The sequence below is a fragment of the Fluviicoccus sp. genome, from assembly GCF_030646115.1.
GTDB lineage: Bacteria > Pseudomonadota > Gammaproteobacteria > Pseudomonadales > Moraxellaceae > Fluviicoccus.
Window position 1 is genome coordinate 39679 of record NZ_JAUSMX010000014.1, and the last position, 25753, is coordinate 65431.

The window sequence follows — 25753 nt, forward strand, 5'->3', positions numbered from 1 at the left end:
AAACAACAGGTCATCCGAGTATGACTGAAGGTGGATAAAAGATAAACGGGGTAAATGTCGATTTGCCGGACGAATAACCGGCAAATCGACGCGTTTGCAACAATCAGGCTTTTGCCGGAGCATCCAGACCGAATTCGGTGTGCAGCGCGCGCACGGCCAGTTCCAGATACTTCTCTTCCACAACCACGGAAATCTTGATTTCGGAAGTGGAAATCATCTGTATGTTGATGTTCTCCTTGGCCAGCACGCCGAACATCTTGCCTGCGACGCCGGCGTGCGAACGCATGCCCACACCCACCATCGACACCTTGCAGATCTTGTCATCGGACGTGACTTCACGCGCACCGATATCCTTGGCGACGCCTTCCAGCACACCCAACGCCTTCTTCATGTCGCCGCGCGCCACGGTGAAGGTGAAGTCGGTGGTGTTGTCAGCGGCGACGTTCTGCACAATCATGTCCACTTCGATATTGGCGTCGCCGATGGGGCCCAGGATACGGAAAGCGATGCCGGGCAGGTCGGGCACGCCGCGCACGGTCAGTTTGGCTTCGTCGCGGTTGAAGGCGATGCCGGAGATGACGGGTTGTTCCATAGTGACCTCGGATTCAGTGGTAATGAGGGTGCCTTCGCCTTCGCCGAAGCTGGAAAGCACGCGCAGGGGAACCTGGTATTTGCCGGCGAATTCAACCGAGCGGATTTGCAGCACCTTGGAGCCGAGGGAAGCCATTTCCAGCATTTCCTCGAAGGTGATCTTGTCCATACGGCGAGCTTGCGGCACCACACGCGGGTCGGTGGTATAAACGCCGTCGACATCGGTATAGATCTGGCATTCGTCAGCCTTGAGGGCGGCGGCGAGGGCGACGCCGGTGGTGTCGGAGCCACCGCGGCCCAGCGTCGTGATGTTGCCTTCAGAATCCACGCCCTGAAAGCCGGCCACAATGATGACGTTGCGTTTCGCCAGTTCGGCGCGCATCAGGGTGTCATCAATGGACTCGATGCGGGCCTTGGTGAAGGCGCTGTCGGTGCGGATGGCAACCTGGGCGCCGGTCAGCGACTTGGCGCACAGACCCAGCTTTTGCAGCGCCATCGCCAACAGCGAGATGGTGACCTGTTCGCCGGTGGAGACCATCTGGTCCAGTTCGCGGGGGTCCGGATCGGCGGTAATGGCCTTGGCCAGTCCGATCAGACGGTTGGTCTCGCCGCTCATCGCCGAAACCACGACCACGATGTCGTGACCCTGCGAGTGCCAGCGCTGCACGCGCTCGGCGACGGCCATAATGCGCTCCGGGGAGCCGACGGAGGTGCCGCCGTATTTCTGTACGATCAGTGCCATGATAGTGCCTTGTGTCGTTGCCGATTTAAGGCCGGAACAATGTTTGCCCGACCGGTGGGAACGGCAGGCCGTTCCCGGTTAGTTCTTAACTGCGTTCCTTGATCCAGCCTGCCACCGCAGCGAGAGCCTGGGGCAGGGCGGCAATGTCGGTGCCGCCGCCCTGGGCCATGTCGGGGCGTCCGCCGCCCTTGCCGCCCAACTGTGCCGAGACATTCTGCACAATGTCACCGGCCTTGAAGCGGTTGGTCAGGTCGGCGGTGACGCCGGCGATAACCGTGGCCTTGTCGCCTTCGACCGTCGCCAGCACGATAACGCCGGAGCCGAGCTTGTTCTTCAACTGATCCAGCGTGGTACGTAGCGACTTGCTGTCAGCGCCGTCCAGTTTCACGGACAGCAGCTTGACGCCGCCGATATCCTGCACTTGCGACAGCAGGTCGTTCCCGGCGCTGGAGGCGAGCTTGGCCTTGAGGCGATCGATTTCCTTTTCTTGTTCGCGGGCGCGCTCACTGAGCTGCTGCACCTTTTCGGCGGCAGTCAGGCGATTGCCCTTGACCAGCTGGCCGATGCTGCTCAGCGCGGCTTCGCCTTCGTTCAGCCAGGCCAGTGCGCCGTCACCGGTGCGGGCCTCGATCCGACGGACGCCTGCCGCCACGCCGCCTTCACTGGTGACTTTCAGCAGGCCGATGTCGCCGGTACGGCTGACGTGGGTGCCGCCGCACAGTTCCACCGAGAAGTTGCCGGAGCCCATGCTTAATACACGAACGCTGTCGCCATACTTCTCGCCGAACAGTGCCATGGCACCTTTGGCCTTGGCGGTGTCAATGTCGGTGACTTCGGTAGCGACAGCGGTGTTGAGGATGATCTGTTCATTGACCAGACGCTCAATCTCCGCCATTTGCCCAGCGGTGACCGCTTCCGGATGCGAAAAATCGAAACGCAGGTAGTCAGCGCAAACCAACGAACCCTTCTGCTGCACATGGGTGCCCAGCGTCTGGCGCAGGGCGGCGTGCAGCAGGTGGGTGGCGGAGTGATTGCGGGCGGTGCGCAGGCGCAGGTCAGCGCGCACCTCGGCCTCGACCAAGTCCCCGGCGTGCAGGTGACCCATGGTGATAATGCCGTGGTGCAGGAACGCGCCGCCGACCTTGGTGGTGTCGCGCACTTCAAAACGGGCGTTGGGGCCGGTCAGGAAGCCAGTGTCGCCGGCCTGGCCGCCGGATTCGGCGTAGAAGGGGGTGTGATCCAGAATGACCACGGCCTCGTCGCCTTCATTCAGTTTTCCGACCTGGTTCTCACCCACAAAGAGGGCCAGTACTTTGCCGCTGCCCTTGATGCCTTCATATCCGGTGAAGACGGTCTCGCTGTCCACTTTGATCAGGCTGTTGTAGTCGAGGCGGAACTTTCCGGCTTCGCGTGAGAGACGGCGCTGTTCATCCATGCACTTATTGAAGCCAGCCTCATCTATACTGAGTTTGCGTTCACGGGCGATGTCGCCGGTAAGATCCAACGGGAAGCCGTAAGTGTCGTATAACTTGAACGCAATCTTGCCGGGGATGATATCTCCCTTAAGTTCAGCAATGTCAGCCTCAAGAATTTTTAGTCCCTGCTCAAGCGTAGAGGCAAATTTTTCTTCCTCCTGTTTAAGAATGCGCTCGATGTACTGCTTGCGTTCCACCAGTTCCGGATAGGCGGAGCCCATCACATCAGCCAATGCTTCCACCATGCGGAAGAAGAAGGCACCGGTAGCTCCCAGCTTGTTGCCGTGGCGGCAGGCGCGGCGAATGATGCGACGCAGCACATAGCCCCGGCCTTCATTGCTCGGCACCACGCCGTCGGCCACCAGGAAGGAACAGGAGCGGGCATGGTCGGCAACGACACGCAGCGAAGGCTGGCTTTCATTGGCGCAACCGATAGCGTTGGCGGCGGCATCCAGCAGCTTCTGGAACAGGTCGATTTCGTAGTTGCTGTGCACATGCTGCATCACGGCGGAGATGCGCTCCAGGCCCATGCCGGTGTCCACCGAGGGTGCGGGCAGCGGATGCAGCACGCCGTCAGCGGTGCGGTTGAACTGCATGAAGACGTTGTTCCAGATCTCGATGTAGCGATCGCCGTCTTCTTCCGGGCTACCGGGAGGGCCGCCCCAGATGTCAGCGCCGTGATCGTAGAAAATCTCGGTGCAGGGGCCGCAGGGGCCGGTGTCGCCCATTGCCCAGAAATTGTCAGAGGCGTAAGGCGCGCCTTTGTTATCGCCGATGCGGATCATGCGCTCGGCAGGGATGCCGACTTCCTTGTGCCAGATGTCATAGGCTTCGTCATCGCTGGCGTAAACCGTGACCCATAGCCGCTCCGTCGGAATGGCCAGCCATTTTGGCGAAGTCAGGAATTCCCAAGCGTAAGTAATGGCGTCGCGCTTGAAATAATCGCCAAAGCTGAAGTTGCCCAGCATTTCGAAGAAGGTGTGATGGCGGGCGGTGTAGCCGACGTTTTCAAGGTCGTTGTGCTTGCCGCCGGCGCGCACGCATTTCTGGGAGCTGACCGCACGCGTGTAATGGCGCTTGTCCAGACCGAGGAAGCAGTCCTTGAACTGGTTCATACCGGCGTTGGTAAACAGCAGCGTGGGGTCATTCGCGGGAATCAGCGAACTGGAAGCGACGCGGGTATGTCCTTTGCCCTCAAAGAAAGCAAGGAAGGCTTCGCGAATATCGGCACTGGTGCGCATGGGCTGGCGGGCTCCGTGGGAACGGCGTTTTCAAAAAAGGGGTAGATTATAGCGGGTTATGGCGCAGCGGGGAGGGTGTTTGGCGGGTTTTTGCGACGCGGCGGTGTTTGTTCAGTCGTCCGCCTTGCGCATGGCCTTGCGGCATTGATCCGAGCTGAAGCCCCGGTATTGCAGAAAGCGCAGCTGCCGGGCCTGTTCCTTGCGGTCGGCCGGGATGTCCTCGCCGAATTTGCGCTGCCGGGTCTGGCGCGCCCACTCAAACCAGTCTTCGTTCGCCAGCACTTCGGCAATCAGCGATTCGTCCACCCCGCGTTGTTTCAGCGATTGCCTAATATTCAGCGGTCCTTGGCCTTTGCGGCTTTCCTGGCGGACATAAGCCTCGGCAAAACGCGGATCGCTTTGCCAGTGCCGCTCGGCAAACTCATCAAGAATGGCGTTGATCACCTCGGCAGATCCTCCCAGCGAGGACAGTTTTTCGTACAACTCCTGCCGTGTATGTTCCCGCCGTGACAAAAACGCCAAAGCCCGACTGCGCAAGGCAACCGGGCTCAGCGGGGAGGGCATTTCACTCATTCCCTGAGCTCGCCGGATCAGTGGTCAGCCGGCTCAAACTCGGCGGAATCCGGTTCCTCGACCTGACCTGCCGGGGCAGGCAAGGACAGCAACTGGTTGCGGACTTCCGCTTCGATCTCTTCGGCAATGGCCGGATGTTCTTCAAAGTGCTTGATGACGTTGGCCTTGCCCTGACCGATCTTATTGCCCTTGTAGGCATACCAGGCGCCGGATTTCTGGATGATGTCCTGCTTCACCCCGAGGTCGACCAGTTCGCCGAGGCGGTTGGTGCCTTCACCGTACATGATCTGGAATTCGGCTTCGCGGAAGGGCGGGGCCACCTTGTTCTTGACGACCTTGACGCGGGTTTCAGAGCCAACGACTTCATCACCGTCCTTGACTTGGCCGATGCGGCGGATGTCCAGACGCACCGAGGCGTAGAATTTCAGCGCATTGCCGCCGGTGGTGGTTTCCGGGCTGCCGAACATGACGCCGATCTTCATGCGGATCTGGTTGATGAACACCACCAGGCAGTTGGAGCGCTTGGCGTTACCGGTGATTTTGCGCAGCGCCTGCGACATCAGGCGGGCCTGCACACCCATGTGCGAGTCACCCATTTCGCCTTCAATTTCGGCGCGGGGGGTCAGGGCAGCCACGGAGTCGATGACGATCACGTCCACTGCACCGGAGCGCACCAGCATGTCGGCGATTTCCAGCGCCTGTTCGCCATTGTCAGGCTGCGAAACCAGCAGGTTGTCGACATCAACACCCAGCTTCTTGGCATAGGACGGGTCAAGGGCGTGTTCGGCATCCACGAAAGCGGCGGTGCCGCCGGCGCGTTGGCACTCGGCAATCACTTGCAGGGTCAGCGTGGTTTTGCCGGAAGATTCCGGACCGTAGATTTCGACAATACGGCCCTTGGGCAGGCCGCCGATACCGAGGGCGATATCCAGGCCCAGCGAGCCGGTGGAAATGGCTTGAATGAGTTCGGTAGGTTGATCACCGAGACGCATTACGGAGTTCTTGCCGAATTGCTTTTCAATCTGGGAAAGGGCGGCTGTCAGGGCCTTGCGCTTGTTCTCATCCATAGTATTTCTCCTAAGTTCAGGTTTGGGTTGTCATTGTGGGGCGTATCGTGCCACGTTCAGTAGATGCTGGCTAGTGGTCAGATATTGTCGTGCGACACAGGCTGACGCGTTTGGGTTTGATCGTGAATACGTCAGGCGGCAAGGAGCCTGCTAGAATGCCCGGCGCTCCCTGAAGTCCGTTTTAGAGACCTGTTTGCCATGACCACCGCTTTCGACGACCACACACCGATGATGCAGCAATACCTGCGTCTCAAGGCCGATCATCCTCATGCCATTGTCTTCTACCGCATGGGCGACTTTTATGAGTTGTTCTTTGACGATGCCCACAAGGCGGCCCGGTTGCTGGACATCACCCTGACCCATCGCGGCAAGAGCGCCGGCAATCCCATTCCCATGGCGGGTGTGCCTTATCATGCTGTGGAAGGCTATCTGGCCAAGTTGGTGCGGTTTGGGGAAACCGTGGTCATCTGTGAGCAAGTGGGTGATCCGGCAACCGGCAAGGGGCCGATGGAGCGCCAGGTCAGCCGTATCCTGACGCCGGGGACGGTCAGTGACGAGGCCTTGCTCGACAGCCGTCGTGAAAACCTGCTGCTTTCAGTACATGCCTCGCGGGATGCATTGGGCCTGGCAGTGCTGGATATGGGCAGCGGCCGCTTTACAGTGCTGGAAGCGGAACTTTCTGCGGAGTCACTGGAGGCGGAGTTGGCCCGCATCAGTCCGGCAGAAGTGTTGGTGGCGGACGGCTCACAGGTGCAGGTGTGGATGGGCGAACGGCCGGTGACCCGCCGCCCCCCTTGGGAATTTGTCGCAGAAACCGCCCGTCACGGACTCTGCCAGCATTTCGGCGTCAAGGACCTGCAAGGGTTCGGATGTGAGTCCATGCCGGCCGCCATTACCGCCGCCGGGGCCTTGCTGAATTACGCCCGTGAAACCCAGCGCAGCAGCCTGCCGCATCTGCGTGGAATCCGGGTGGAGCAGGGCAGTGACTTCATTACTCTGGACGCCGTGACCCGCCGCAATCTTGAACTGACCCAGACCTTGCAGGGGGAGTTACGATGCAGCATTGCCTGGGTGCTGGATGCCTGCCAGACGCCCATGGGCAGTCGTCTGCTGCGGCGCTGGCTGCATCAGCCGCTGCGAGACCGGCCGATGTTATTGGAACGGCAGGCGGCGATTGGCGAAGCGATGGCCGCCTATCGGTTCGAGGCCTTGCAGGCGGCTCTGGAACCTGTGGGAGACGTTGAGCGGATTCTGGCGCGCGTGGCCTTGAAGACTGCGCGCCCCCGCGATCTCAGCCGCTTGCGGGAAGTGCTGTCAGCCTTGCCGGCGCTGCGGCAGGCCATGGCCGGATTGCAATCATCGGCGCATGTACGGATTTCGGACGCAGTGCGTGAGTTTCCGGAATTGCAGTTGTTGCTGGAGCGCGCCCTTGTCGAGACGCCGCCGGTCGTGGTGCGTGACGGGGGTGTGATTGCCGAAGGCTACGATGCCGAACTGGACGAACTGCGGGCCATCAGCACCAATGCCGGCGATTACCTGCTGCAACTGGAGGCTCGAGAGCGCGAGGCGACCGGCATTCCCGGGCTGAAAATCGGCTACAACCGTGTCAGCGGCTATTACATTGAACTGACCCGCGCCCAGGCTGACCATGCGCCGGCGCACTTCATCCGCCGGCAAACCCTGAAAAACGCCGAGCGCTACATCACCCCTGAACTGAAGATTTTTGAAGACAAGGCTTTATCCGCTTCTGCGAGGGCCTTGGCCCGGGAAAAGCTGCTTTACGATGCCTTGCTGGATCTGTTGCTGGTGCATCTGGGGGATTTGCAGGTCATGGCCATGGCCTTGTCGGAACTGGATGTCCTGGTGACGCTGGCGGACAGAGCCCATCGTTTTGAGTGGGTGGCGCCTGAGTTGACGGACGACGTGGAGGTCAGCATTAGCGAAGGCCGTCATCCAGTTGTGGAGCAGATACTGAGTACGCCGTTCACCGCTAATGACACCCGGCTGGACGCCTCGCAACGCCTGCTGGTCATCACCGGCCCGAACATGGGGGGTAAATCGACCTACATGCGGCAGAGCGCGGTGATTGTCCTGCTGGCCCATATCGGCAGTTATGTCCCGGCCAAACAGGCCCGCATCGGCAGTATTGACCGGATTTTCACCCGGATCGGATCGGCGGACGATCTGGCCGGTGGTCGCTCCACGTTCATGGTGGAAATGACTGAAACCGCCAACATTCTCCAGAACGCCACCCGGAACAGCCTGGTGCTGATGGACGAAGTCGGACGCGGCACTAGTACCTTCGACGGCTTGTCGCTGGCGTGGGCCGCAGCCGAATATTTGGTGCGGGATGTGCAGGCACTGACCCTGTTTGCGACCCATTATTTTGAGCTGACCGGTCTGCCCGATCATTTTCCCGGCGCTATCAATGTGCATGTCGCTGCCAGCGAACAGGGTGAGCATCTGGTCTTCCTGCACCGGGTGACAGCCGGCCCGGCCAGCAAGAGTTATGGCTTGCAGGTGGCGCGCCTGGCAGGTGTGCCGGCGCCGGTCATTGACTCCGCGCGGCGCAAGCTGCAGGATCTGGAGCGGAGCCCGGCCGCCCGCAAGGGCAGGAACAAGCCGGAACCCTTGCAGAACGACCTGTTTGCCCAGCCTGAGGTGATTGAGCGGGTGGTGGAAAGGACGGTGGTTCGGGAAAGCGTTGTCGAGCAGGCATTGCAGCAATTGGATGTGGACGGATTGTCCCCCCGCGCCGCCATGGACAAGCTCTATGAACTGCGGGAGCTATTAAGGCATGACAAGCTGGCGCGATAGCGCTTAGAATACCTCACCGTATTTAAGTGACCGGCCGGGCGCCGGTCTCGTTGAGAGGCTGGACAACATGACTTTTGTCGTTACCGAAAACTGTATCAAGTGCAAATATCAGGATTGTGTGGAGGTTTGTCCGGTTGACTGCTTCTACGAAGGCCCTAATTTTCTGGTGATCCATCCGGACGAGTGCATTGACTGTGCCCTCTGCGAGCCGGAATGTCCCGCCAACGCAATTTTTTCGGAAGATGAAGTGCCGAAGGGGCAGGAAGCGTTCATCAAGCTCAATGCTGACTTGGCGCAGGTCTGGCCGAATATCACTGAAAAGGGTGATGCACCTGCCGATGCCAAGGAATGGGATGGCGTGGAAGGAAAAATGAAGTATCTGGAAAAGTAAGAAAGTCAGGATGTGCAGAAGCCGTCGAGGTTCAAGCCCGGCGGCTTTTTTGTGGCCGGATTTTGGCTGACAGGGGGCTGCACCGGAAGCGGTGTGGTGTGTATGCCATTCAGGGGGAGTAAACGGGCGGGATTTGAAGAAAACGAGGAAGACGGTAATTTTTTCAGAATGCAAAAATGCAAACGGGGCGGATAATCCGCCCCGATTTGTATCCATCCCGTTGGCATCCCTACACGTCCCGGTGTCTCCAGTCCTTATCCATGTGCCTCTCGGCAATCAGTCCCTTTCCCTATCCAATGTCGCATCCCTACGATTCCCTTTTGACGTCTCCTGACATCTCCCTGCGTGCATCCGCGCACTATCAGCTTCCCGCTAATCCTGAACTGCCTTGTGACTCTTCCTGAGCCTTCCTGTCCACGCAATCCTGTTTGCGTTCCGTTGAGATAATATTAACACAATGCCGGGCTCTGGCAATCGCTGCAGCCGGGAGGTTAACCTTGGGGAGGCGGAGTGAGTTTCAGGAAAATCATCTATTTTTCAAGGTGCTCAGTAAATGTCCGCTGTGAAAACGGCGGTTGGCTACGTGAAAATTCAGCCAAATCTGACAACGCTTGTAGGAAAAATCCTACAAGCGTTGTGGAAAAACGGAAGATTGGCGAATCCGGGTAAAAATTTCGCAACCACTAATTAACAAAATCCAACAGCGACGGCGTGCAAATCCCCGTACCTTTGGCGAATCATCTCCCCAAGAACCAAAAACCATGATCAATCGAGGGTCGCTATGAGGATGAGTCGTTTGGCAGCCGGTTATCTGGGCTTCACAACGGCCTGTATTGCCGCCATCGTCCGCGCGGACGAGTCCGCACAAGTTCAGCCTCATTATTATACCTTGTCGATCAGTCTTGCCCCGGCGCTTTGCCAGCTCCATCCTGAAAACCGCCAGTTGCGCATCTGTCAGGAGGGCTACTCCATTATCGTTCAGGGATTCTGGCCGGAAAGTCAGGACGGACGCCGGGTCCGGAACTGCAGCCGGGAAAATCCGGAGTTGTCACCGGTGCAGGAACGGGTGCTGGAGAAAGTAATGCCCGATGATCCATTACGCGCCCGGGAGTGGCAACGCCACGGTTCCTGCACCGGGATGACCGCCCAAGAGTATTTCAGGGCGTTGATGTCGCGGGCGAACCGGTTGCGGTTGCCCAGCCAGATCAATAAGGAAGGGCGCGATCAGGTCATGGATCGCGGGCAGCTGGTTTCCGACATCATGAAATTGAATACAGGACTGCCTGAAAAAGGGATTTACCTGCGCTGCAATCTGCAGGAAGGCACGCCGTTGCTGACCGAGTTGCGGGTTTGCTACAAACCAAACGGTGAGTTCACGGAGTGTTCCTCTTCGTTCAAGCCCAACTGCCCCACCACCTTTACGGTTCGCGCCGTGCCATGACCAACAGTAGATAGCTCAAACCGCTGCAAATTGTTGAGCATGCAGCAGTGTTCCTGCCGACCAGGCGCGGCGCACCATGCCATTCATCCCGACCAACCCTTCTTTCAAATTGTCCCGCAAGTTGTACCATTCGCCGGTCTGCCGGGGTAATGACATCAGGTTGAAATTGCCCTGATAGACCGCTTCCTTGGCGGCCAGCAGGGAGGGGTGCGCCAAGGCTCTGTACTTGAACAGGATCAGTCCGGTATCGCCAAAACTGAGCAGACGGGGAGTGGGAAGCGGGCGGTAGTCTTGCAGCGGCTTGCCAGGCGCACGCCGCAAATTGGCAGCAATATGCCCAGCCATGGCGATGGCATGAAAGGCCTGTTTGTCGAGGGCCGCGGGAAAGTCGGCCGCATCGCCCGCAACCCAGACCCGGGGAGCGGCCAGGGATTGCAAGGTGGCGTGGACCGGAATATACCGGCCCGGCTTCGCCAATCCCAGGGCGGCGGGAAGCGGGTGCGGCATATCGCCGGCGCACCAGAGCGTCAGGCGGCTGTCCAGGATGGTTCCATCATCCAGCACGACATTGGCGCTGTTGACGGCGCTGACTTTTCGGCCCGAATGCCAGTGCACGACCAGGCCGGAGCACTGTTCCCGGAACCAGGCATCCAGTCCACGATAGCCGGGCATGATGGCGGGCAGCGCATCAACCACATGCAGGCGGAAACGCCATTGGCGCCGGTAGCGGCGCACAATCTCGCCCAGCAGCTCCAGCCCCACAAAGTTGGCGCCAACCAGCACCACCGGCCGCTCGGGCAGGTTGAGGGCGTCCAGCCGCTGCAATTGACGGGAGATGTTTTCCGCCTCAGAAATACTTGAGCAGGGCTGGGCGAACTCGCGGGCTCCTGGTACGCGGTCGATGTTGCTGACATTGCCAATGCATAGGGCCAGTTCATCGAAGGGAAGCGACTGGCCCTGACCGGTCATGATCCGTTGCTGTCCACACTCCAGGCCGGTGACTTCCGCCTGCATGAAGCGGTGGCCGAGGCGCTCCACGATTTTCCGCCGGGAATGTCGTAACCGTGCGGCGGACTTGTGCCGGGATACCAATTCGTGAATGTTGGGATACCATTCAAAGTTTTCGCCGGGATCCACCACCGTGACTTGAAAGTGCTTGCTGCACAGTCCACGCGCCAGCGTCAGGCCGGCAAAATTGCCTCCGGCGATGATTATGTTGCGTCGCGATTGCATCCCCATTCACCAACTCCTACACTGCCTTGAGATTCAGGGAAAAAGTACCCGAAAATGGCCACAGATTACTGTAAATATCATCCGCTCACTACCGCGAAATGGCATTGCGCCACGTGTTGCATCAAGGTTTGTGACGATTGCGCCCCGGCCGGTACGGACATGGAAAGCCTGCCAAACTGCATTCTGTGCAACCAGCCCTTGCAGCCGGTCAAGTCCGGCATGTCAGTACAGCCTTTCTGGCAGCGTTATACCGACTTTCTGCGACTGCCTTTTTTCCTGCCCGGGCTGGCGATTCTGCTGCTGTTGCTGCTGTTGCCGGGCTTGGCTCCTGAAAACCTGTTATTGCCAGTGGGCGCCGGATCGTTTTTCATGCTGGGATTGACCGGTTGGGCGCTGCTGCAGAAAAGCGCCAAGGGCGAGGTGGTGTTTCCGGGAACGGAAGGGGTCACTTCCGCTCTGTCCGGGCCCGGGATGCAAGTGGCGCTGCTGTTAGCCGTGATCATGACCGGACTGGTATGGGCCGGGTCGTTTGCGCCGTTGTTGTCCGTGCTGGCGGCCATTGTCGTGGCGATGCTGATGCCCGCCGCCTTAATGGTCGTGGCGCTGGAAAAGACGTTGAAAGGATTAGTGCGGCCGGCGTCCTGGCAGCCTGTTTTTTCTGCGGTGCGTTTCCTGTACGTACCCTTGGCCGGATCGGCGCTGATCTTGTTCCTGCTCTCGCAAGCGGTCGTCAGCTTGCTGGCGGATGTCGCCACGCCAGGGGTCTTGCAGGGGCTTCGCCATGTCTTTTACGGTTATGGCCTTTGGGTCGTTTTTGGAGTTTCCGGCTATTGTCTGCTGCAATTCCAGGGGGAGTTGGGGTTTCAGGGGGAGGGTGTGCGGAGTCGTGGCAGGCGTTCGGCCGTGCGTCGGCTGGACAGCAATACCGCCAAGCTGGAGGTATACCTGAAGGAGGGCATGTATGATAAGGCGGAAAGCCTGCTCAAGGGCTTGGCCGACAAGCAACGCAATGCGGTCGATGCTCAGGAGCGCTATTTCCAGTTTCTGGTTTTTTTGCGTGACAAGCAAGGCGTGGCCATGCAGGGAGAGAGCTACATGGCGGCCCTGCTTTCCGCCAGACAAGCCCGGGAGGCCTTGATAGTCTTTTCAAAGATTCTGCTGGTGATGCCGGAGTACCGGCCGGAAGAGGCGGAGGTGACCTTTGATCTGGCAAAGGCCTGCGTTGAGCTTCAGGAGTATGCCCGCGCGGCAACCCTGCTGGATGGACTACATCAGACAGCCCCGCATTTCCAGCAATTGCCGGAAGCCTATATGCTGCGCGCCAAATTGCTGCATGAAAAACTGGGCCAGTCTTCACAGGCTTTGGAGGTCATGGATTATCTGGTCAACCGCTTCAATAAACATCCGCGCTATGAAACCATGCGGTCTTACTGGCAGCAGCTGGGCGGCAAGGATGTTTCCCAGGACTATCTGGCTTGACTCAGGCCTCGCCTTTGACCAGCGAGGCGTAGTAGCTGGCCCGCTGCTCCTGGTTTTTGGCGGCGCAAGCCTGCGACAGGGCGGCGGCGGCCTTGGCCAACAACGGAGCCTGCCGGTTTGATTCCAGTACCCGCTTGAATATATCCTCCGCCTCCCTCAGGGCGCCAATCCGGGTAAACCGCAAGACCAATTGCAGGCCGGTGTTGTCATCCATGGCGACAAAGGTCTGACTGCGCTTGAGGTAATCCCGATAAATCCGTAATGAAACGTGATTGCTTTCGGGCCGGTTGGGCAGGGTCAGCATGCTGAAGGCAACCTCCTCGAATTCCAGGCTGGACGGGTTCAGCTTGAGCAAGTGGTACAACTGTTCCAGCAAGCGCTTGTCTTCCGGATAGCGCTCCAGTAATGAACGGATGTTTTTCTCGGCGGCCACAAACTGCATCTGCGACAGTTTCACCATCACCTGATTGAGATCCTGACGGTAGGTTTCGTTCGTTTGGCTTTCTTCAACCGGTTGAAATTCCGCCTCGTCCTCCTGCCGCAAAAACCAGTGGTGGTGGGCGATGGCGACCGCGACCCCTGCACCCACTGCAATGAGCATGGACGCCGCCCAGCGCAAGTCAAACTGGTGCCACTTGACCTGCATGCCAATCACCGCCACGGCGATTGCCGCGATAATCCAGCCCCCCAGCGTCAAGGCCGAATCCATGAAGCGCAGGCTGCCCCGGTGACGGAATTGCCAGGCCGCCAAGCCCAGCACGGCGGCGACGGCATGGGCGCTGCCTGTCAAGGGCGTCAGGGTTCCGTGGTGGCTGATCCAGAACACGAGGCCACCGCTGATGCTCCCGGCCAGCCAGGCTGTCAGCAGGGCGCCGCTCCCCATCATCCACTCGGCCGCCATGCCCACCAACAACAGCACGATGACCGAGAGCAAGACGCTGTAAAGGTTTGTGTCGGTGAGTGCATGACTAATGAAGGTCACCGGCCGGAAGCGTTGCGGGTCCAGGCCGAGGATCTGGCTGCTCAGCAGGTTGCGCTCGGCATCGAAGCGGTTACGGGACTCACTCCAGCGGCTGAAGGTCTCGGCATCGAGGTAAGCCTTACCTCCCTCATGCAGGTTGTCGACAAAGGCGCGGTCATACCCCAGTTGTCGGGTCAGTCGGTCAGTGTCCCCCGCCGCAAAGGCTTCTTCCAGGGGTTTGAGTTGCAGCGCCTTGCCGGTTTGCGACAGGAATGGCGGATAGAGCGGCCATTCCACACTCAGCAACTCGGCAACATAGGTTTCGTTCAGGTGACGCTGGTGTGCTTCATCGGCCGGGAAAAGCCAGAATGAGAGCATCAGCAGTAGAGCCGCCAACCCCAGGCTGAGCCTGGGCGGTTTGCGATAATCGAAGGGCTTGTCGGATGGCGCCAGCAGCATGTCAATGTCCCCGGATGAAGCCGATGCCGACGATAACCAGCAGGCAGGCAAAAAGTTTTTTCAGTTGGTCGGCCGGTAAATGATGCGCCAGCCGCGCTCCGATCCGGGCAAAAACCAGACTGGTGGCGCTGATGCCGACGAATGCCGGCAAATACACGTAACCCCAAGCTCCGGCGGGAAGGTCCCCGGTATGCAGTCCGGCGGTCATGAAGCCCACAGCGCCTGCTACGGCGATAGGCAGTCCGCAGGCCGAGGCGCTGGCAACGGCATTGGTCATGGCGACGCCATGCAGCGTCAGGTAGGGTACTGTAAACGTACCGCCGCCAATGCCGAAAATTGCCGAGGCGCCGCCAATGCCGCCGCCCGCCACCCAAAGCCCTTCCCGCTTGGGTAAGGGCATATGGCCCAGCCTGCCTTTCCAGCCGGTGGCCATATGCGCCGCCGAGAGCAAGGCGAAGCAACCAATCAGGATTTGCAAGGGGCGCGCCGGGATCAGCGATGCCACCTGGGCGCCGGCGAACGCGCCCGCCAACAGGCCGGGCGTCAGATGGCGCACCACCGGCCAGAGCACGGCGTTATGTTTGTGATGCGCCAGCACCGCACTGACGGATGTCACCATAATGGTAGCCAGTGACGTGCCGATGGCAAGGTGCGTAAGCACATCGCCGCTGAAGCCCTGTGCGGCAAAACTGTAAACCAGCACCGGGACAATCACCATGCCGCCGCCGATTCCGAACAACCCGGCGACGAAACCGGCAAAACAGCCCAGTGCAAGATACAATAAATAGTCCATCGGAAAGGACTCGCCTATTATTCTCAGAAGACTAGCATAATCCGGGTTGAAGGCTTGCGCCTTCAGATTTGCCGCACCCTGAAACTGCGGCCCTTGATATTCCCGTTGCGCAGTTGGTTTAACGCCTTGGCGGCGCTGGACCGGCGGATCGCGACATAGGACACCATGTCGGCAATATCAATCTTGCCGACTTCCGATCCCGGAATTCCGGCTTCTCCGGTCAGCGCGCCAAGGATGTCCCCGGCGCGGATCTTGTCCTTGCGACCACCCTGAATGACCAGGGTCACCATCGGCGACGGCAGCGGTTTGTCATTGCCGTGATCGAGTTCTTCCAGATTTTTGAGCGTAATCGGTGCTTTCTGGTAGACCTCGACCGCGCCAACCCGGCCAGCTTCACGCGGTGCAAACAGCGTCAATGCCAATCCCTTCTGCCCGGCGCGTCCGGTGCGCCCTACCCGGTGGACATGAACTTCCGCATCCCAGGCCGGCTCGTAGTTGATGACGGCGGACAAATCCTTGATATCTAGTCCGCGAGCCGCGACATCGGTCGCCACCAGAACGGAAACGCTTTTGTTCGAGAAACGCACCAGCACCAGATCCCGATCTTTCTGTTCCAGGTCACCGTGCAGGTCCAGTGCGGAAAAACCCTGGTCGATCAGCATGTCCACCACATCCTGGCAATCCGCTTTGGTGTTGCAGAACACGACAGCCGATTCCGGACGGTAATGGCGCAGCAAGCGGCTCAGGGCATCCAGCCGTTGCTCGGGATTGATCTCGAAAAACAGCTGCTCCAGGGCGCTGTCATGATGCTGCGCTTCCACCGTGACTTCCAGCGGATTGCGCTGTACCGACTTGCTCATCTTGAGAATGCTGTCGGGGTAGGTGGCGGAGAACAACAGCGTCTGCCGGTTGGCGGGCATGTGTTTGATCACGTCTTTGATGGCTTCCTCGAAGCCCATGTCCAGCATGCGGTCAGCCTCGTCCAGCACCAGTGTCTGCATGCGTTCCAGGCGCAGCGTGCCCATGTCCAGGTGTTTCTGGATACGGCCGGGAGTACCGACGACTATATGGGCGCCATATTCCAGCGAACCGATCTGGGGGCCAAGCGCGGTGCCGCCGCAGAGGGTGATCAGCTTGATGTTGGGCAGGGTGCGGGCCAGGCGGCGGATGTCCTTGCCGACCTGATCGGCCAGTTCACGAGTGGGGCAGAGCACCACGGCCTGCACGTTGAAACTGGCAGGATTCAATTTGGACAGGATTCCGAGTCCGAACGCGGCTGTCTTGCCGCTGCCGGTCTTGGCCTTGGCGATAACATCGCGGCCCTGGAGAATATCCGGAAGGCTTTGCGCCTGGATGGGCGTCATGGCGGTGAAGTCCAGCGACTTCAGGTTGTCCAGCAGGGCCGGGGAGAGCGGCAGGGAGGCAAAATCGGTATTCACGTAAGAACTCGGGCAGGCGCGACGGATGTCGAAGGCGAGCATGATAACAGTTCGCAGCCTCTTTTTTTTAAGGTGCGTTTAACCCGAACCGGAAGTGTCGGACGTTAACCTCTATAAGTATGAGCCATCTGAAAAAATGGCTTCATTTACCCTTAATGCACGTGCTGAACTTGCGTCGAAAGAACGCATGTTGTATCAAGCCTTCATTAAACGGAAATGCATGGATCATCATGACTGATATCCCGGACGAAACCCTGATGCTGGCCTGGCAATCCGGAGACAAGGCTGCGTTTAACGTCCTGTACCGGCGTTACCGCCCGTCGCTGTTTTCCTATCTGATCCGCCATCTGGGTAATCGCGGCCAGGCGGAAGAGGTCTATCAGGAAATCTGGCTGACCCTGATCCGGCGGCGGCAGGCCTATTCCGTAACGGCGGCTTTCCGCAGTTACCTGTTCTGTATTGCCCATTCACGGCTTCATGATCATTACCGCAAGCAGGGCAAGCGTTGGACACTGGAACAGGAAGCAGATGAGGGTGAGGTAGAGCAAGTCATCGCCTGCGAAACCGCCCGTCCGGATGAGAGCTTGAGCAAGGAGCAGGAATCGCAACGGCTGCGCTTTTGCCTGCAGCAATTGCCGCCGGAACAGCGCAGCGTGATATTGCTGCGCCTTGAAGCTGAATTGAGCCTGCAGGCCATGGCGGATCAGTTGCAGGTGGCCTTTGAAACGGTCAAAAGCCGTTTCCGGTATGCGCAGAAGAAACTGCAGTCTTGTCTGGGCTTGGGGAGCGAAGCATGAGTGATGAACTGGATTCGCGCCTGAAAGACCTCTATAGCCGCATTCCCAAGGAAGAGCCGTCGGAGGGGGTGGATGCGGCGATCCTGAAGGCCGCCGGGCAACCAGTTTCCGCACCGCGCAAGCAGGACTGGTTGTTGTCCTTCGGCGCGGTGGCCAGTGTGGTGATGGTCAGTACTCTGGTGGTCTATCTGCAAACCCGAGCTCCGGATGAGTTGCAGAAGGCCGTGAGGGTGAGTCAGGCGCCGGTTGTCCCGCTCCCTGTTGCTGAATCCGCCGCGCCGGTGCCGGCGGAGGCCGAACCTTTAGTTGCCGCCGGGGCCATGCAGGACAGCGCAGCACCCATCAATGAGCAGCCGGTCAGTGAGCAGGAAATGGCGGAGCGCCGCTCGGCAGAGTTGTCGCGCTTGCGTGCGGAATTTGCAGCCAGAAAATCCATGGAGCGCAAAAATGAAGTGATACCGCCGGCGCCGGTGAATTTGCCCACCTTGAAGTTGCGCCCGGCTACCGAGACGCCTGCCAAGCAAGAGTTAGCTGCTGGTGATGCGGAAACGGGACGTGCAGATGATTTGCGCGGAAGAGATGTCATGGAACAGCGCGGGGTCATGGCGTCGGCCCCGACGCCTGCTGCTTCAGCGGCATCGGCGGCGGCAAAACCGGATATGGCGTTGGCAAAACGCAAAGCGGCCAGTGAAGCGGATACCGGTCGTGTCGCCATTGCCTCGGTGCTGATGGAAGGTGTCAGTCTGGGCATGCATCGTGATGCGTTGGCGGCCATGGGCTGGATTTGTGCGCAAGCCGTGTGTTCCCGGCCAATCGCAGATGCCCGCCAACCGGCATATTGGGGCATGACGACCTCCGGTTCCACGCAACGGGTGATGCTGGTGCATGACACCGTAACGGCAATGACGCTTTCGCAAGTGAATGTGCCGGTAAACAACGTCAAACTGGCGCTGGAAAAAATCGGCAAGCCGATTGATGCGGCTTGCCCGCTGACCACGGGTGACCGGTTGGCGGGGCGTCAGGTCGGCGGCATGGTGCTGGGTCTGTGGCAGGATGGTGAGTTGACGGTGCTGGGAGTCTGCCAGGTCAAATAAGGCGGGAGGTCTTCCGGTTGGAGGCGCATGCCATGCGCCTCTGTTCCTTCAGAGACAATGACTTGTCTGCTGAACACGCAAATAAAAAGGCCAGCATGTTGCCATGCCGGCCTTTTTATCGAATTGGTGATCCCACGGAGAATCGAACTCCGGTTACCGCCGTGAAAGGGCGATGTCCTAACCGCTAGACGATGGGACCCTGTATGGTGGAGCTAAGCGGGATCGAACCGCTGACCTCTACAATGCCATTGTAGCGCTCTCCCAGCTGAGCTATAGCCCCGCACAGGACGCGAATATTAAAGGGCTATCGGGGATGTGTCAACGGCTTTGACGCCAATTTTGATAAAGTCCGCTCAAGTGCCTAAAAAGTGGCCATCAAGGCCGTTATTAAGGCGTTCAGGGGGCTTTTCAAGTTGGCGGTACCCGTTTGGGTGAGTTGCTGCGGATGGGGCTGCGGTGCGGGTTAAGAGAGCCTTTTGCTTTACGGAGAGAGATGCTAGCCTCTTGCATCTGTTTTCCGTGGTGATGCCTGATGAACAATTCCCTGAAGAACCAGTTGCTGAAAGCCGGCCTGTCCGACGTCAAGAAAGTGAAAAAACTGGAGCATGAGAAACGGGTGGCGGTTGACAAGGAGGAGAGCAAGAAGCTGGCGCAAAAAGCATTGGAAGAGAAACAGGCGCGTGACCGTGAGTTGAACCGGCTGCAGCAGCTGGAGCGTGAAAGCAAGGCGCGTGAAGCGCAGGTGCGGAACATGGTGGTAACGCAGGCTATCAGCCGCAAAGGCGGTGAGACGGCATACCAGTTTGCCGACGGCGGCAAGATCAAGAAGCTGTATGTGACTGAAGCCCAATTTAACCAGTTGGTGAAGGGGCAGATTGCGGTAGTGCGTTCCGGTGAGGGATATGAGCTGGTGCCGACGCTGGCGGCGGAAAAAATCCGCACCCGTGATGAGTCGGTGGTGGTGGTGCTGAATACGCGTGTGGAGAAGGCGGAAGTGGATGAAGAGGATCCGTATAAGGACTACGTGATTCCGGATGATTTGATGTGGTAAATCCGTCAGCCTCTCTCCATCGGAGAGAGGCTGACGAGTCACTTATTCCCGAGGCAATGCCTGCCATTCTTTCAGCCATTCACTCTGTTCATTCTTGGTGAGGCCGCCCAGCACCTCGACGCCGTGACGCAGGCGGTGGAAGGTCAGGTCGGGTCCGAGAATGGCCATGGCTTCCATGACCGGTGTGCTGGAGTTTGTACCGGCAATGGCGATGAAGTAGGGCGCCATGAAGTCCCGCAGTTTCACCCCCATGCCGTTACTGATGCGCTGCAAGGTGGCGCCCACGGTTTCGTGGTTCCACAGCATTACCTTTTCCAGTTCCCACAGACCGAACTGCAGCACTTTCTTCACCTCGTCCGGCGACAGTTTCTTGTGCGCCAGCTTTTCGGCAGATACACCCACCTGACCGGCAAAGAAGAAGCCAGCCCAGTTCACGGCTTCCGACAGGGTTTCAATACGCGGCTGGATCTGCTTTGCCACCTTGGCAAGATAATTGCTGTTGACAGCCCATTGCTGGAAAGCGTGCATGAAGTCCGGCAACGTCATTTCCTTCAGCCATTGACCATTCAGCCAGCTCAATTTGGCGACATCGAAGGTCGGTCCACCCAGTGAGACACGGTTGATGTCGAAATGGCTGACCATTTCGTCCAGTGTGAACTTCTCGCGTTCGTCCGGCATCGACCAGCCCATGCGGCCCAGATAGTTCAGCATGGCTTGCGGCAGATAACCCATGCGCTCGTAATAGGTGATGCTGGTCGGATTCTTGCGCTTGCTCAGCTTGCTCTTGTCCGGGTTGCGCAACAGCGGCATGTGGCACAGCACCGGAGCGGTCCAGCCAAAGTATTTGTACAGCAGCAGGTGTTTGGGGGCCGAGTTGATCCATTCTTCACCGCGAATGACGTGCGTGATTTCCATCAGGTGGTCATCCACGACATTGGCGAGGTGGTAGGTGGGCAAGCCGTCGGCCTTCAGCAATACTTGCATGTCCACTTGCGCCCAGTCGATCTCGATGCGGCCACGCAGCATGTCTTCAATTTCACAGATACCTTCACGGGGCACCTTCATGCGGATCACTGAAGGTTCACCTTCTGCCAACCGTCGTTTGACTTCATCGCCGGACAGGCTTATGCACAGGCCGTCGTAGCCAATCGCGGCCTTGTCGGCAGTCTGTTGTGCACGCAATTGTTCCAGCCGATGATTGTCGCAGAAGCAGTGGAAGGCATGCCCCTGAGTCACAAGATCATCAGCATGTTTGCGGTAAATGGCGCTGCGCTCGCTTTGGCGATAAGGGGCGTGCGGGCCGCCGACATCCGGACCCTCGTCCCAGTTCAGGCCCAGCCAGCGCAAGGAGGACAGGATCTGGTTCTCGGACTCCAGCGTGGAGCGGACCTGGTCGGTATCTTCAATGCGCAGGATGAACTGGCCGCCGTGCTGACGGGCAAAACACAGGTTGAAGAGCGCGATATACGCGGTGCCGACGTGAGGAAAGCCGGTGGGCGAGGGGGCGATTCGGGTGCGGACGCGTGACATTTCGTAAGCTGGCCTTTTTCACTGACAGGTGGCGCGGAATTATACGCCAGACTTGTGCTAGAGTGATTTGAAATGCCATTGGAAAAAGGGAATCGCTCCCATGACAGTCTCCTCTCCCATGAATCGCGACCTGTTCTGGCGCCTGATCGAAATCTCCACCGCGTTGTCCAGCGAACGCAATACCGCCCGGCTTTTCGAAAAAATCCTCGATGCGGCGCAGGACATTACCCACGCGGATGGCGGCACGCTTTACCTGTTGAAGGAAGAGAGCGGCCGGCAGGTGCTGGAATTCGAGATCATGCGCAATAATTCATTGAGCCTGACGTTGGGCGGAACCTCCGGGCGGCCCATCCCGTTTCCACCGTTGCCGCTATATCGGGAGGACGGAACGCCCAATCACAACAACATCGCCACGCATACCGCGCTGACGCTGAAGATGGAAAACATCGAGGATGCCTATTTTGCCGAGCACCTCGATTTTTCCGGAACCAAGGCTTTTGACGCCAAGGCCGGATACCGCTCCAAGTCGTTCCTGACGGTTCCATTGCGCAACCATGAGGGTGAAGTGATTGGTGTGCTGCAACTGGTCAATGCCAAGAACCCGCAGACGGGTGAAAGCATCGCCTTCCATCAGGATATCGAGCCCATCGTGGCGGCCTTGGCCTCCAGCGCCGCCATCGCCCTCGACAACCAGATTTTGCTGCAAGATACCCGCGATCTGCTGGATGCCTTCATCAAGGTTATCGCCCAGGCGATTGACGCCAAGTCCTCCCATACGTCGGCCCATTGCCAGCGCGTACCCGTGCTGACCGAGCTGATTGCCCGGGCGGCTTGCGAGGCAGGGGAGGGGCCGTTACAGGGTTTCAGCCTCAACGAAAATGACTGGTATGAATTACGGGTCGCGTCCTGGCTGCATGACTGCGGCAAGCTGGCAACACCGGATTATCTGCTGGACAAGTCCACCAAGCTGCATTTGTTGCTGGACGGCATTGAAACCGTCAAGGCGCGCTTTACGGCGCTGATGGCGCAAACCGAGTTGGGATACCTGCGGCAAATGCGGGAAAATCCGGAGCAGGCACCCCTGCTGGAAGGGCTCATGGCCCAGGAATTGTCAGGTTTGCGTGATGACTGCCTTTTCATTGAGAAGGCCAACAAGGGCGGCGAGTTCATGAGCGATGACCACAAGGCGCGGGTGCACCAAGTGGCGGCCCGGATCTGGAAGGACCATCTGGGAGTTGAGCAGCCGGTGCTGAACGAACAGGAAGTGGCGTTTCTCTGCATTGATCGCGGAACCATCAGTTATGATGAGCGGCAAAAGATCAATGATCATATGAAAGTGACGATCCAGATGCTGGAGTCCTTACCCTTCCCCAAAAACCTGCAACGGGTGCCGGAATATGCAGGCGGCCATCATGAGAAAATGGATGGCACAGGTTTCCCCAAAGGTCTTAAACGCGAACAAATGTCTTGGCCGGCCAGAATGATGGCCATTGCTGATATCTTTGAGGCGCTGACGGCCAGCGAACGCCCCTACAAGCCGCCCATGAAAATATCCCAGGCGTTGTCCATTCTCCAACGCATGCGCGACCAGCATCACATCGATCCTGACCTCTTCCACCTGTTCCTTCAGTCACGGGTCTGGGAACAATACGCCCGCCGCTTCCTGAAGCCGGAGCAGTTGGATATTGAGAGTGTTGAGGCCTATCTTTAGCAGGAGGAGTTGTGCCTAGACGGCCTGTTCTTTCCAGAACAGCCGGTATAACCACAAGGCAACTGTCCAGCAGATAAAGGCGCTATAGAAGTCGTGTGAGGGGAAGTGCGCTCCGCGCGCCCATTGACCCAAGCCCCAGCAACTGCCAAGCACCAGCACGGAGGCCAGAGCGGGTTTGGACCATTCCGGACGATATTGCCTAGCCAGAAAGTAGAAGGCAAACATCGAGAATGCTCCTGAGGAGTGTCCGCCGGGAAAGCAGGCTCCCTGTGCCAAGGCATCAGGTTTGTCCTCGTATATGTGCACATAGGGCATGGCCTTGACCCCGCCATAACGAGCCAGATCCCAAGGGCAGTCGACATTCGTGACGGATTTTAGAGCACCGACCAGACCGCTGCCCAAGGCCAGGCTGCACAACAGGTAAACAGCCCCACGGCGCCAGGGAACCAACCGGGGAATTTTCAGACTGGCAGCCAGTAGTGCCAGCGCGACCAAGGCGATGCTGACGATGAGTTGTCCGCCTTTCTTGTGGATTAGTTTGTCTGCCCAGAAACTGCCGCGACCGATAAAGCGCCCGTCCTGGTAGAACCAGTCTTCAGCCGCCAGATCAATATCCACGGCCTGAAACAGGATGGCTCCAATGATGAAGATGCCGGTAGCGATCCAGAATTGCGCGCGCAAACGACCATCCGGGCGGGAAGGCGGCTGATGATCAGGGACGAATGTCGTCATCTAAACAGATCCAGACAGAAGGAGGGGACGTTTCCACGGGATATGCCGGGGTTCCAGACCATAACCTTATCAGTGTTCAAGCTGAAAAAACTTAAGGGAACTTTAAGGCGCGGTAGTCGATGACGGTTCCGGATAGAAGCCCACAACAAAACGCGTTCCTTGGCCCGGAGGGCTGTGGACGGATACTTCCCACCCCAGTTGGCTGCAAATCCGTTTAACGATATACAGGCCAAGGCCTTGCCCGCGGCTCAGGCTGCCGCGATAGCGCCGTTCAAAAATATGGGTGATATCTTCCGGAGGGATACCATGGCCGGTATCGTAAACTTCAAAGCGGTTGTCATAGAGGGTAATGGTAATGGATCCCTGATCTGTATGGTTCACGGCATTAATCAACAGATTACCCGTGACGCTGGCCGCCATGCCTTTGGCGACCTGACGCGGATAATTCGCCAGATTGCGGAATTCCAGCTTGACCGGCTTTCTTGCGACTTGTTCTGCCAATTGTTGCACCTGGTCCTGTATGACATCCCCCAACTCCATTTGCGGCATGCTGACTACCGCGTCTTCGCGGCTCAGCCATAGCAGGGCCTCAATCAGCGACTGCATGTTTTCTGCTGCGCGCTGGATACGGGCCAGCCGCAACTGTCCGGAGAAGCTGATGTTTTTATCGTCGGCCAACAGTTGCAGGGAGGAAAGGATGACGGTCAGGGGCGTTCGCAATTCATGGCTGGCGTCTTCCGTAAATGCCTGCTCCCGGCTCACAAACTCTGTCATTCGTTCGGCAAAGCTATCAAAAGCATTGGCAATATCGGCCATGTCGTGGTCACGGAATTTCTGCCCCAATTTGGTCGGAGTATGATCGGTCGGGTTATATTCGCGAACGGCATTCGCCATCAGAGTGAGCGGGCGGGAAATCAGGTGGCCAAGCCAGCGGGCGACAGCAAGACCGGCAAATACGGCGATGGAGACGAACTCCAGTGCGGTCAGTAGAATGAACTGTTTGATATTGTCGAGAGGTTTGGCATCCAGCATCAGGTAAAAATGCCGTTGCCGGCTGGTCTGATGCAGGACATGGAAACGGTCATCGCCAACCACGACGTTTCTAATCAGGCGGTCGGTCGGGATCAACCGGATCTCAGGTGGAACGGCGGCAGAGTTCGGGTGCTGATCGATGAGGCCGATGAAGCCGCTGCCAGCGGGCATGCGCATGGAGTCCCCCCGTTCATGGTAGGACTCGATAAACAGTTGCATCCGAGTGTGCATGTTTTCCTGAACCAGAGACTCATCTAGCACAGCGAATGAACGGGCAATAGTCAGGTAAAACCCCAGAATCACGATGCCCAGAATCAACAGAACTACCGCCAGGAATCGATTTTCCTGAGGCATAGCGTTGAATCGGCGCAGCAGGGGTTTCAATTTTCCGCGCCGTCCGTCAGTCGGTAGCCAATCCCATGTACGGTGTGCAACAATCGGATTTCGGCGTCCTGGTCAATGGCGGCGCGCAGGGCATGGATATGCGCCCGCAATGTAGCGTCATTGTCTGGTGGATTGTCTCCCCACAATAATCGCTCAATGTCTGAGCGAGTGACTACGGCGGGGAAAACCCGCATGAAGTGTTCCAGGAGTTTCAGCCCGGTGGGAGTGAGTTCCAGTTTGCGGGGTCCGCGAAAAGCCCGCAAAGTCTGGGTGTCATATTCCAGATCCGCAACTCTGAGCCGGGCGGGCTTTATGCCTTGGGCCCGACGAACAAGTGCGGTCAGGCGGGCGGTCAGTTCGGCGAGGGAAAATGGCTTGGTTACATAATCATCGGCGCCGGCTTTAAAGCCGGCCAGCTTGTCACGCTCCTGGTCGCGCGCGGTCAGCATCAGGATGGGAACAGCATTATGAGTGGATTCACGCAGGCGCTGGCAGACGGATATGCCATCCATGCCGGGCAAATACAGATCAAGAATAATGGCATCGTAACTGTTGCCAGAGCCCAGCCGGAAGCCTGTTAGGCCGTCAGCGGCATAATCAACAATATGGCCGCGCTCTTCCAAATACTCGCCGATATTGGCGGCCAGATCAGGATTATCTTCCACAATCAGCAGATACATTAAGCATTCCGGTTCATAATTTGAAGAATGGCTGGAAGAC

The 25753-nt window shown here is 58.4% G+C and carries 20 protein-coding genes and 2 tRNA genes; 8 read left to right on the top strand and 14 right to left on the bottom strand.

Annotated elements, in window-relative coordinates:
* Positions 1–103: 103 nt before the first annotated feature.
* The 4 genes from Q7T36_RS09655 to recA all read right to left on the bottom strand — a co-directional run bounded on the left by Q7T36_RS09655 (position 104) and on the right by recA (position 5689).
* A complete protein-coding gene (locus Q7T36_RS09655; protein ID WP_304847287.1) occupies positions 104–1333 on the bottom strand; it encodes an aspartate kinase in 1230 nt (409 codons plus the stop codon).
* 85 nt (positions 1334–1418) lie between these two features.
* Complete coding sequence (alaS, locus tag Q7T36_RS09660; RefSeq protein ID WP_304847290.1) at positions 1419–4049, bottom strand: alanine--tRNA ligase; 2631 nt, start codon at positions 4047–4049, stop codon at positions 1419–1421.
* 111 nt (positions 4050–4160) lie between these two features.
* Positions 4161–4613: a regulatory protein RecX gene (locus Q7T36_RS09665; RefSeq protein WP_304847293.1), complete on the bottom strand. Its 453-nt coding sequence runs from the start codon at positions 4611–4613 to the stop codon at positions 4161–4163.
* A gap of 26 nt (positions 4614–4639) precedes the next feature.
* On the bottom strand, positions 4640–5689 hold the full coding sequence (recA, locus tag Q7T36_RS09670; RefSeq protein WP_304847296.1) for a recombinase RecA: 1050 nt from the start codon (positions 5687–5689) through the stop codon (positions 4640–4642).
* A gap of 198 nt (positions 5690–5887) precedes the next feature.
* On the opposite strand from recA, the gene mutS reads away from it, so the two are divergent.
* From mutS to Q7T36_RS09685, 3 genes are all read left to right on the top strand, one after another.
* Complete coding sequence (gene mutS / locus Q7T36_RS09675) at positions 5888–8506, top strand: DNA mismatch repair protein MutS (protein WP_304847298.1); 2619 nt, start codon at positions 5888–5890, stop codon at positions 8504–8506.
* Positions 8507–8573: 67 nt separating this feature from the next.
* Positions 8574–8897, top strand: a complete 324-nt coding sequence (gene fdxA / locus Q7T36_RS09680) for a ferredoxin FdxA (protein WP_304847300.1) — start codon at positions 8574–8576, stop codon at positions 8895–8897.
* A 787-nt stretch (positions 8898–9684) separates the two neighbouring features.
* A complete protein-coding gene (locus tag Q7T36_RS09685; RefSeq protein WP_304847302.1) occupies positions 9685–10338 on the top strand; it encodes a hypothetical protein in 654 nt (217 codons plus the stop codon).
* Positions 10339–10353: 15 nt separating this feature from the next.
* On the opposite strand, the gene Q7T36_RS09690 is transcribed toward Q7T36_RS09685, so the two are convergent.
* Positions 10354–11577 carry an NAD(P)/FAD-dependent oxidoreductase gene (locus Q7T36_RS09690; RefSeq protein WP_304847304.1) on the bottom strand — a complete coding sequence of 408 codons (1224 nt, stop codon included), beginning with the start codon at positions 11575–11577 and terminating at the stop codon, positions 10354–10356.
* A gap of 153 nt (positions 11578–11730) precedes the next feature.
* Here Q7T36_RS09690 and Q7T36_RS09695 point away from each other — a divergent pair, with 153 nt between their 5' ends.
* Positions 11731–13050, top strand: a complete 1320-nt coding sequence (locus tag Q7T36_RS09695; RefSeq protein WP_304847305.1) for a lipopolysaccharide assembly protein LapB — start codon at positions 11731–11733, stop codon at positions 13048–13050.
* A gap of 1 nt (position 13051) precedes the next feature.
* Here the strand turns inward: Q7T36_RS09695 and Q7T36_RS09700 are convergent, their stop codons facing one another.
* The 3 genes from Q7T36_RS09700 to dbpA all read right to left on the bottom strand — a co-directional run bounded on the left by Q7T36_RS09700 (position 13052) and on the right by dbpA (position 16744).
* Positions 13052–14470: a rhomboid family intramembrane serine protease gene (locus Q7T36_RS09700; RefSeq protein WP_304847308.1), complete on the bottom strand. Its 1419-nt coding sequence runs from the start codon at positions 14468–14470 to the stop codon at positions 13052–13054.
* A 1-nt stretch (position 14471) separates the two neighbouring features.
* The gene (locus tag Q7T36_RS09705; protein WP_304847311.1) at positions 14472–15263 is read right to left on the bottom strand and encodes a sulfite exporter TauE/SafE family protein; all 792 of its coding nucleotides are present in this window, start codon (positions 15261–15263) and stop codon (positions 14472–14474) included.
* A 62-nt stretch (positions 15264–15325) separates the two neighbouring features.
* A complete protein-coding gene (dbpA, locus tag Q7T36_RS09710) occupies positions 15326–16744 on the bottom strand; it encodes an ATP-dependent RNA helicase DbpA (RefSeq protein WP_304847314.1) in 1419 nt (472 codons plus the stop codon).
* A 188-nt stretch (positions 16745–16932) separates the two neighbouring features.
* On the opposite strand from dbpA, the gene Q7T36_RS09715 reads away from it, so the two are divergent.
* Positions 16933–17499, top strand: a complete 567-nt coding sequence (locus Q7T36_RS09715) for a sigma-70 family RNA polymerase sigma factor (RefSeq protein ID WP_304847317.1) — start codon at positions 16933–16935, stop codon at positions 17497–17499.
* Positions 17496–18593, top strand: coding sequence for a hypothetical protein (locus tag Q7T36_RS09720; RefSeq protein ID WP_304847320.1), 1098 nt, complete (start codon positions 17496–17498; stop codon positions 18591–18593). The genes Q7T36_RS09715 and Q7T36_RS09720 overlap by 4 nt, the downstream gene beginning before the upstream one ends.
* 124 nt (positions 18594–18717) lie before the next feature.
* Here Q7T36_RS09720 and Q7T36_RS09725 read toward each other — a convergent pair.
* A tRNA-Glu gene (locus Q7T36_RS09725) sits at positions 18718–18792 on the bottom strand.
* A 5-nt stretch (positions 18793–18797) separates the two neighbouring features.
* Positions 18798–18873 (bottom strand) — tRNA-Ala (locus Q7T36_RS09730).
* 252 nt (positions 18874–19125) lie between these two features.
* Between Q7T36_RS09730 and Q7T36_RS09735 the strand changes: the two genes are divergently transcribed.
* Positions 19126–19644 (top strand): DUF2058 domain-containing protein, encoded by a 519-nt coding sequence (locus Q7T36_RS09735; protein ID WP_304847323.1) that lies wholly within the window; start codon positions 19126–19128, stop codon positions 19642–19644.
* Between the two features lie 42 nt (positions 19645–19686).
* On the opposite strand, the gene gltX is transcribed toward Q7T36_RS09735, so the two are convergent.
* The gene (gltX, locus tag Q7T36_RS09740) at positions 19687–21174 is read right to left on the bottom strand and encodes a glutamate--tRNA ligase (RefSeq protein WP_370690092.1); all 1488 of its coding nucleotides are present in this window, start codon (positions 21172–21174) and stop codon (positions 19687–19689) included.
* Positions 21175–21274: 100 nt separating this feature from the next.
* Between gltX and Q7T36_RS09745 the strand changes: the two genes are divergently transcribed.
* Entirely contained in the window at positions 21275–22885 is a 1611-nt protein-coding gene (locus Q7T36_RS09745; protein ID WP_304847326.1) for an HD family phosphohydrolase, read from the top strand.
* Positions 22886–22900: 15 nt separating this feature from the next.
* Here Q7T36_RS09745 and Q7T36_RS09750 read toward each other — a convergent pair whose 3' ends face one another.
* The 3 genes from Q7T36_RS09750 to Q7T36_RS09760 all read right to left on the bottom strand — a co-directional run bounded on the left by Q7T36_RS09750 (position 22901) and on the right by Q7T36_RS09760 (position 25713).
* Positions 22901–23617 (bottom strand): phosphatase PAP2 family protein, encoded by a 717-nt coding sequence (locus Q7T36_RS09750; RefSeq protein ID WP_304847329.1) that lies wholly within the window; start codon positions 23615–23617, stop codon positions 22901–22903.
* A 102-nt stretch (positions 23618–23719) separates the two neighbouring features.
* Positions 23720–25003 (bottom strand): HAMP domain-containing sensor histidine kinase, encoded by a 1284-nt coding sequence (locus tag Q7T36_RS09755; RefSeq protein ID WP_304847331.1) that lies wholly within the window; start codon positions 25001–25003, stop codon positions 23720–23722.
* 26 nt (positions 25004–25029) lie between these two features.
* On the bottom strand, positions 25030–25713 hold the full coding sequence (locus Q7T36_RS09760; RefSeq protein ID WP_304847333.1) for a response regulator transcription factor: 684 nt from the start codon (positions 25711–25713) through the stop codon (positions 25030–25032).
* Between the last annotated feature and the right edge of the window lie 40 nt (positions 25714–25753).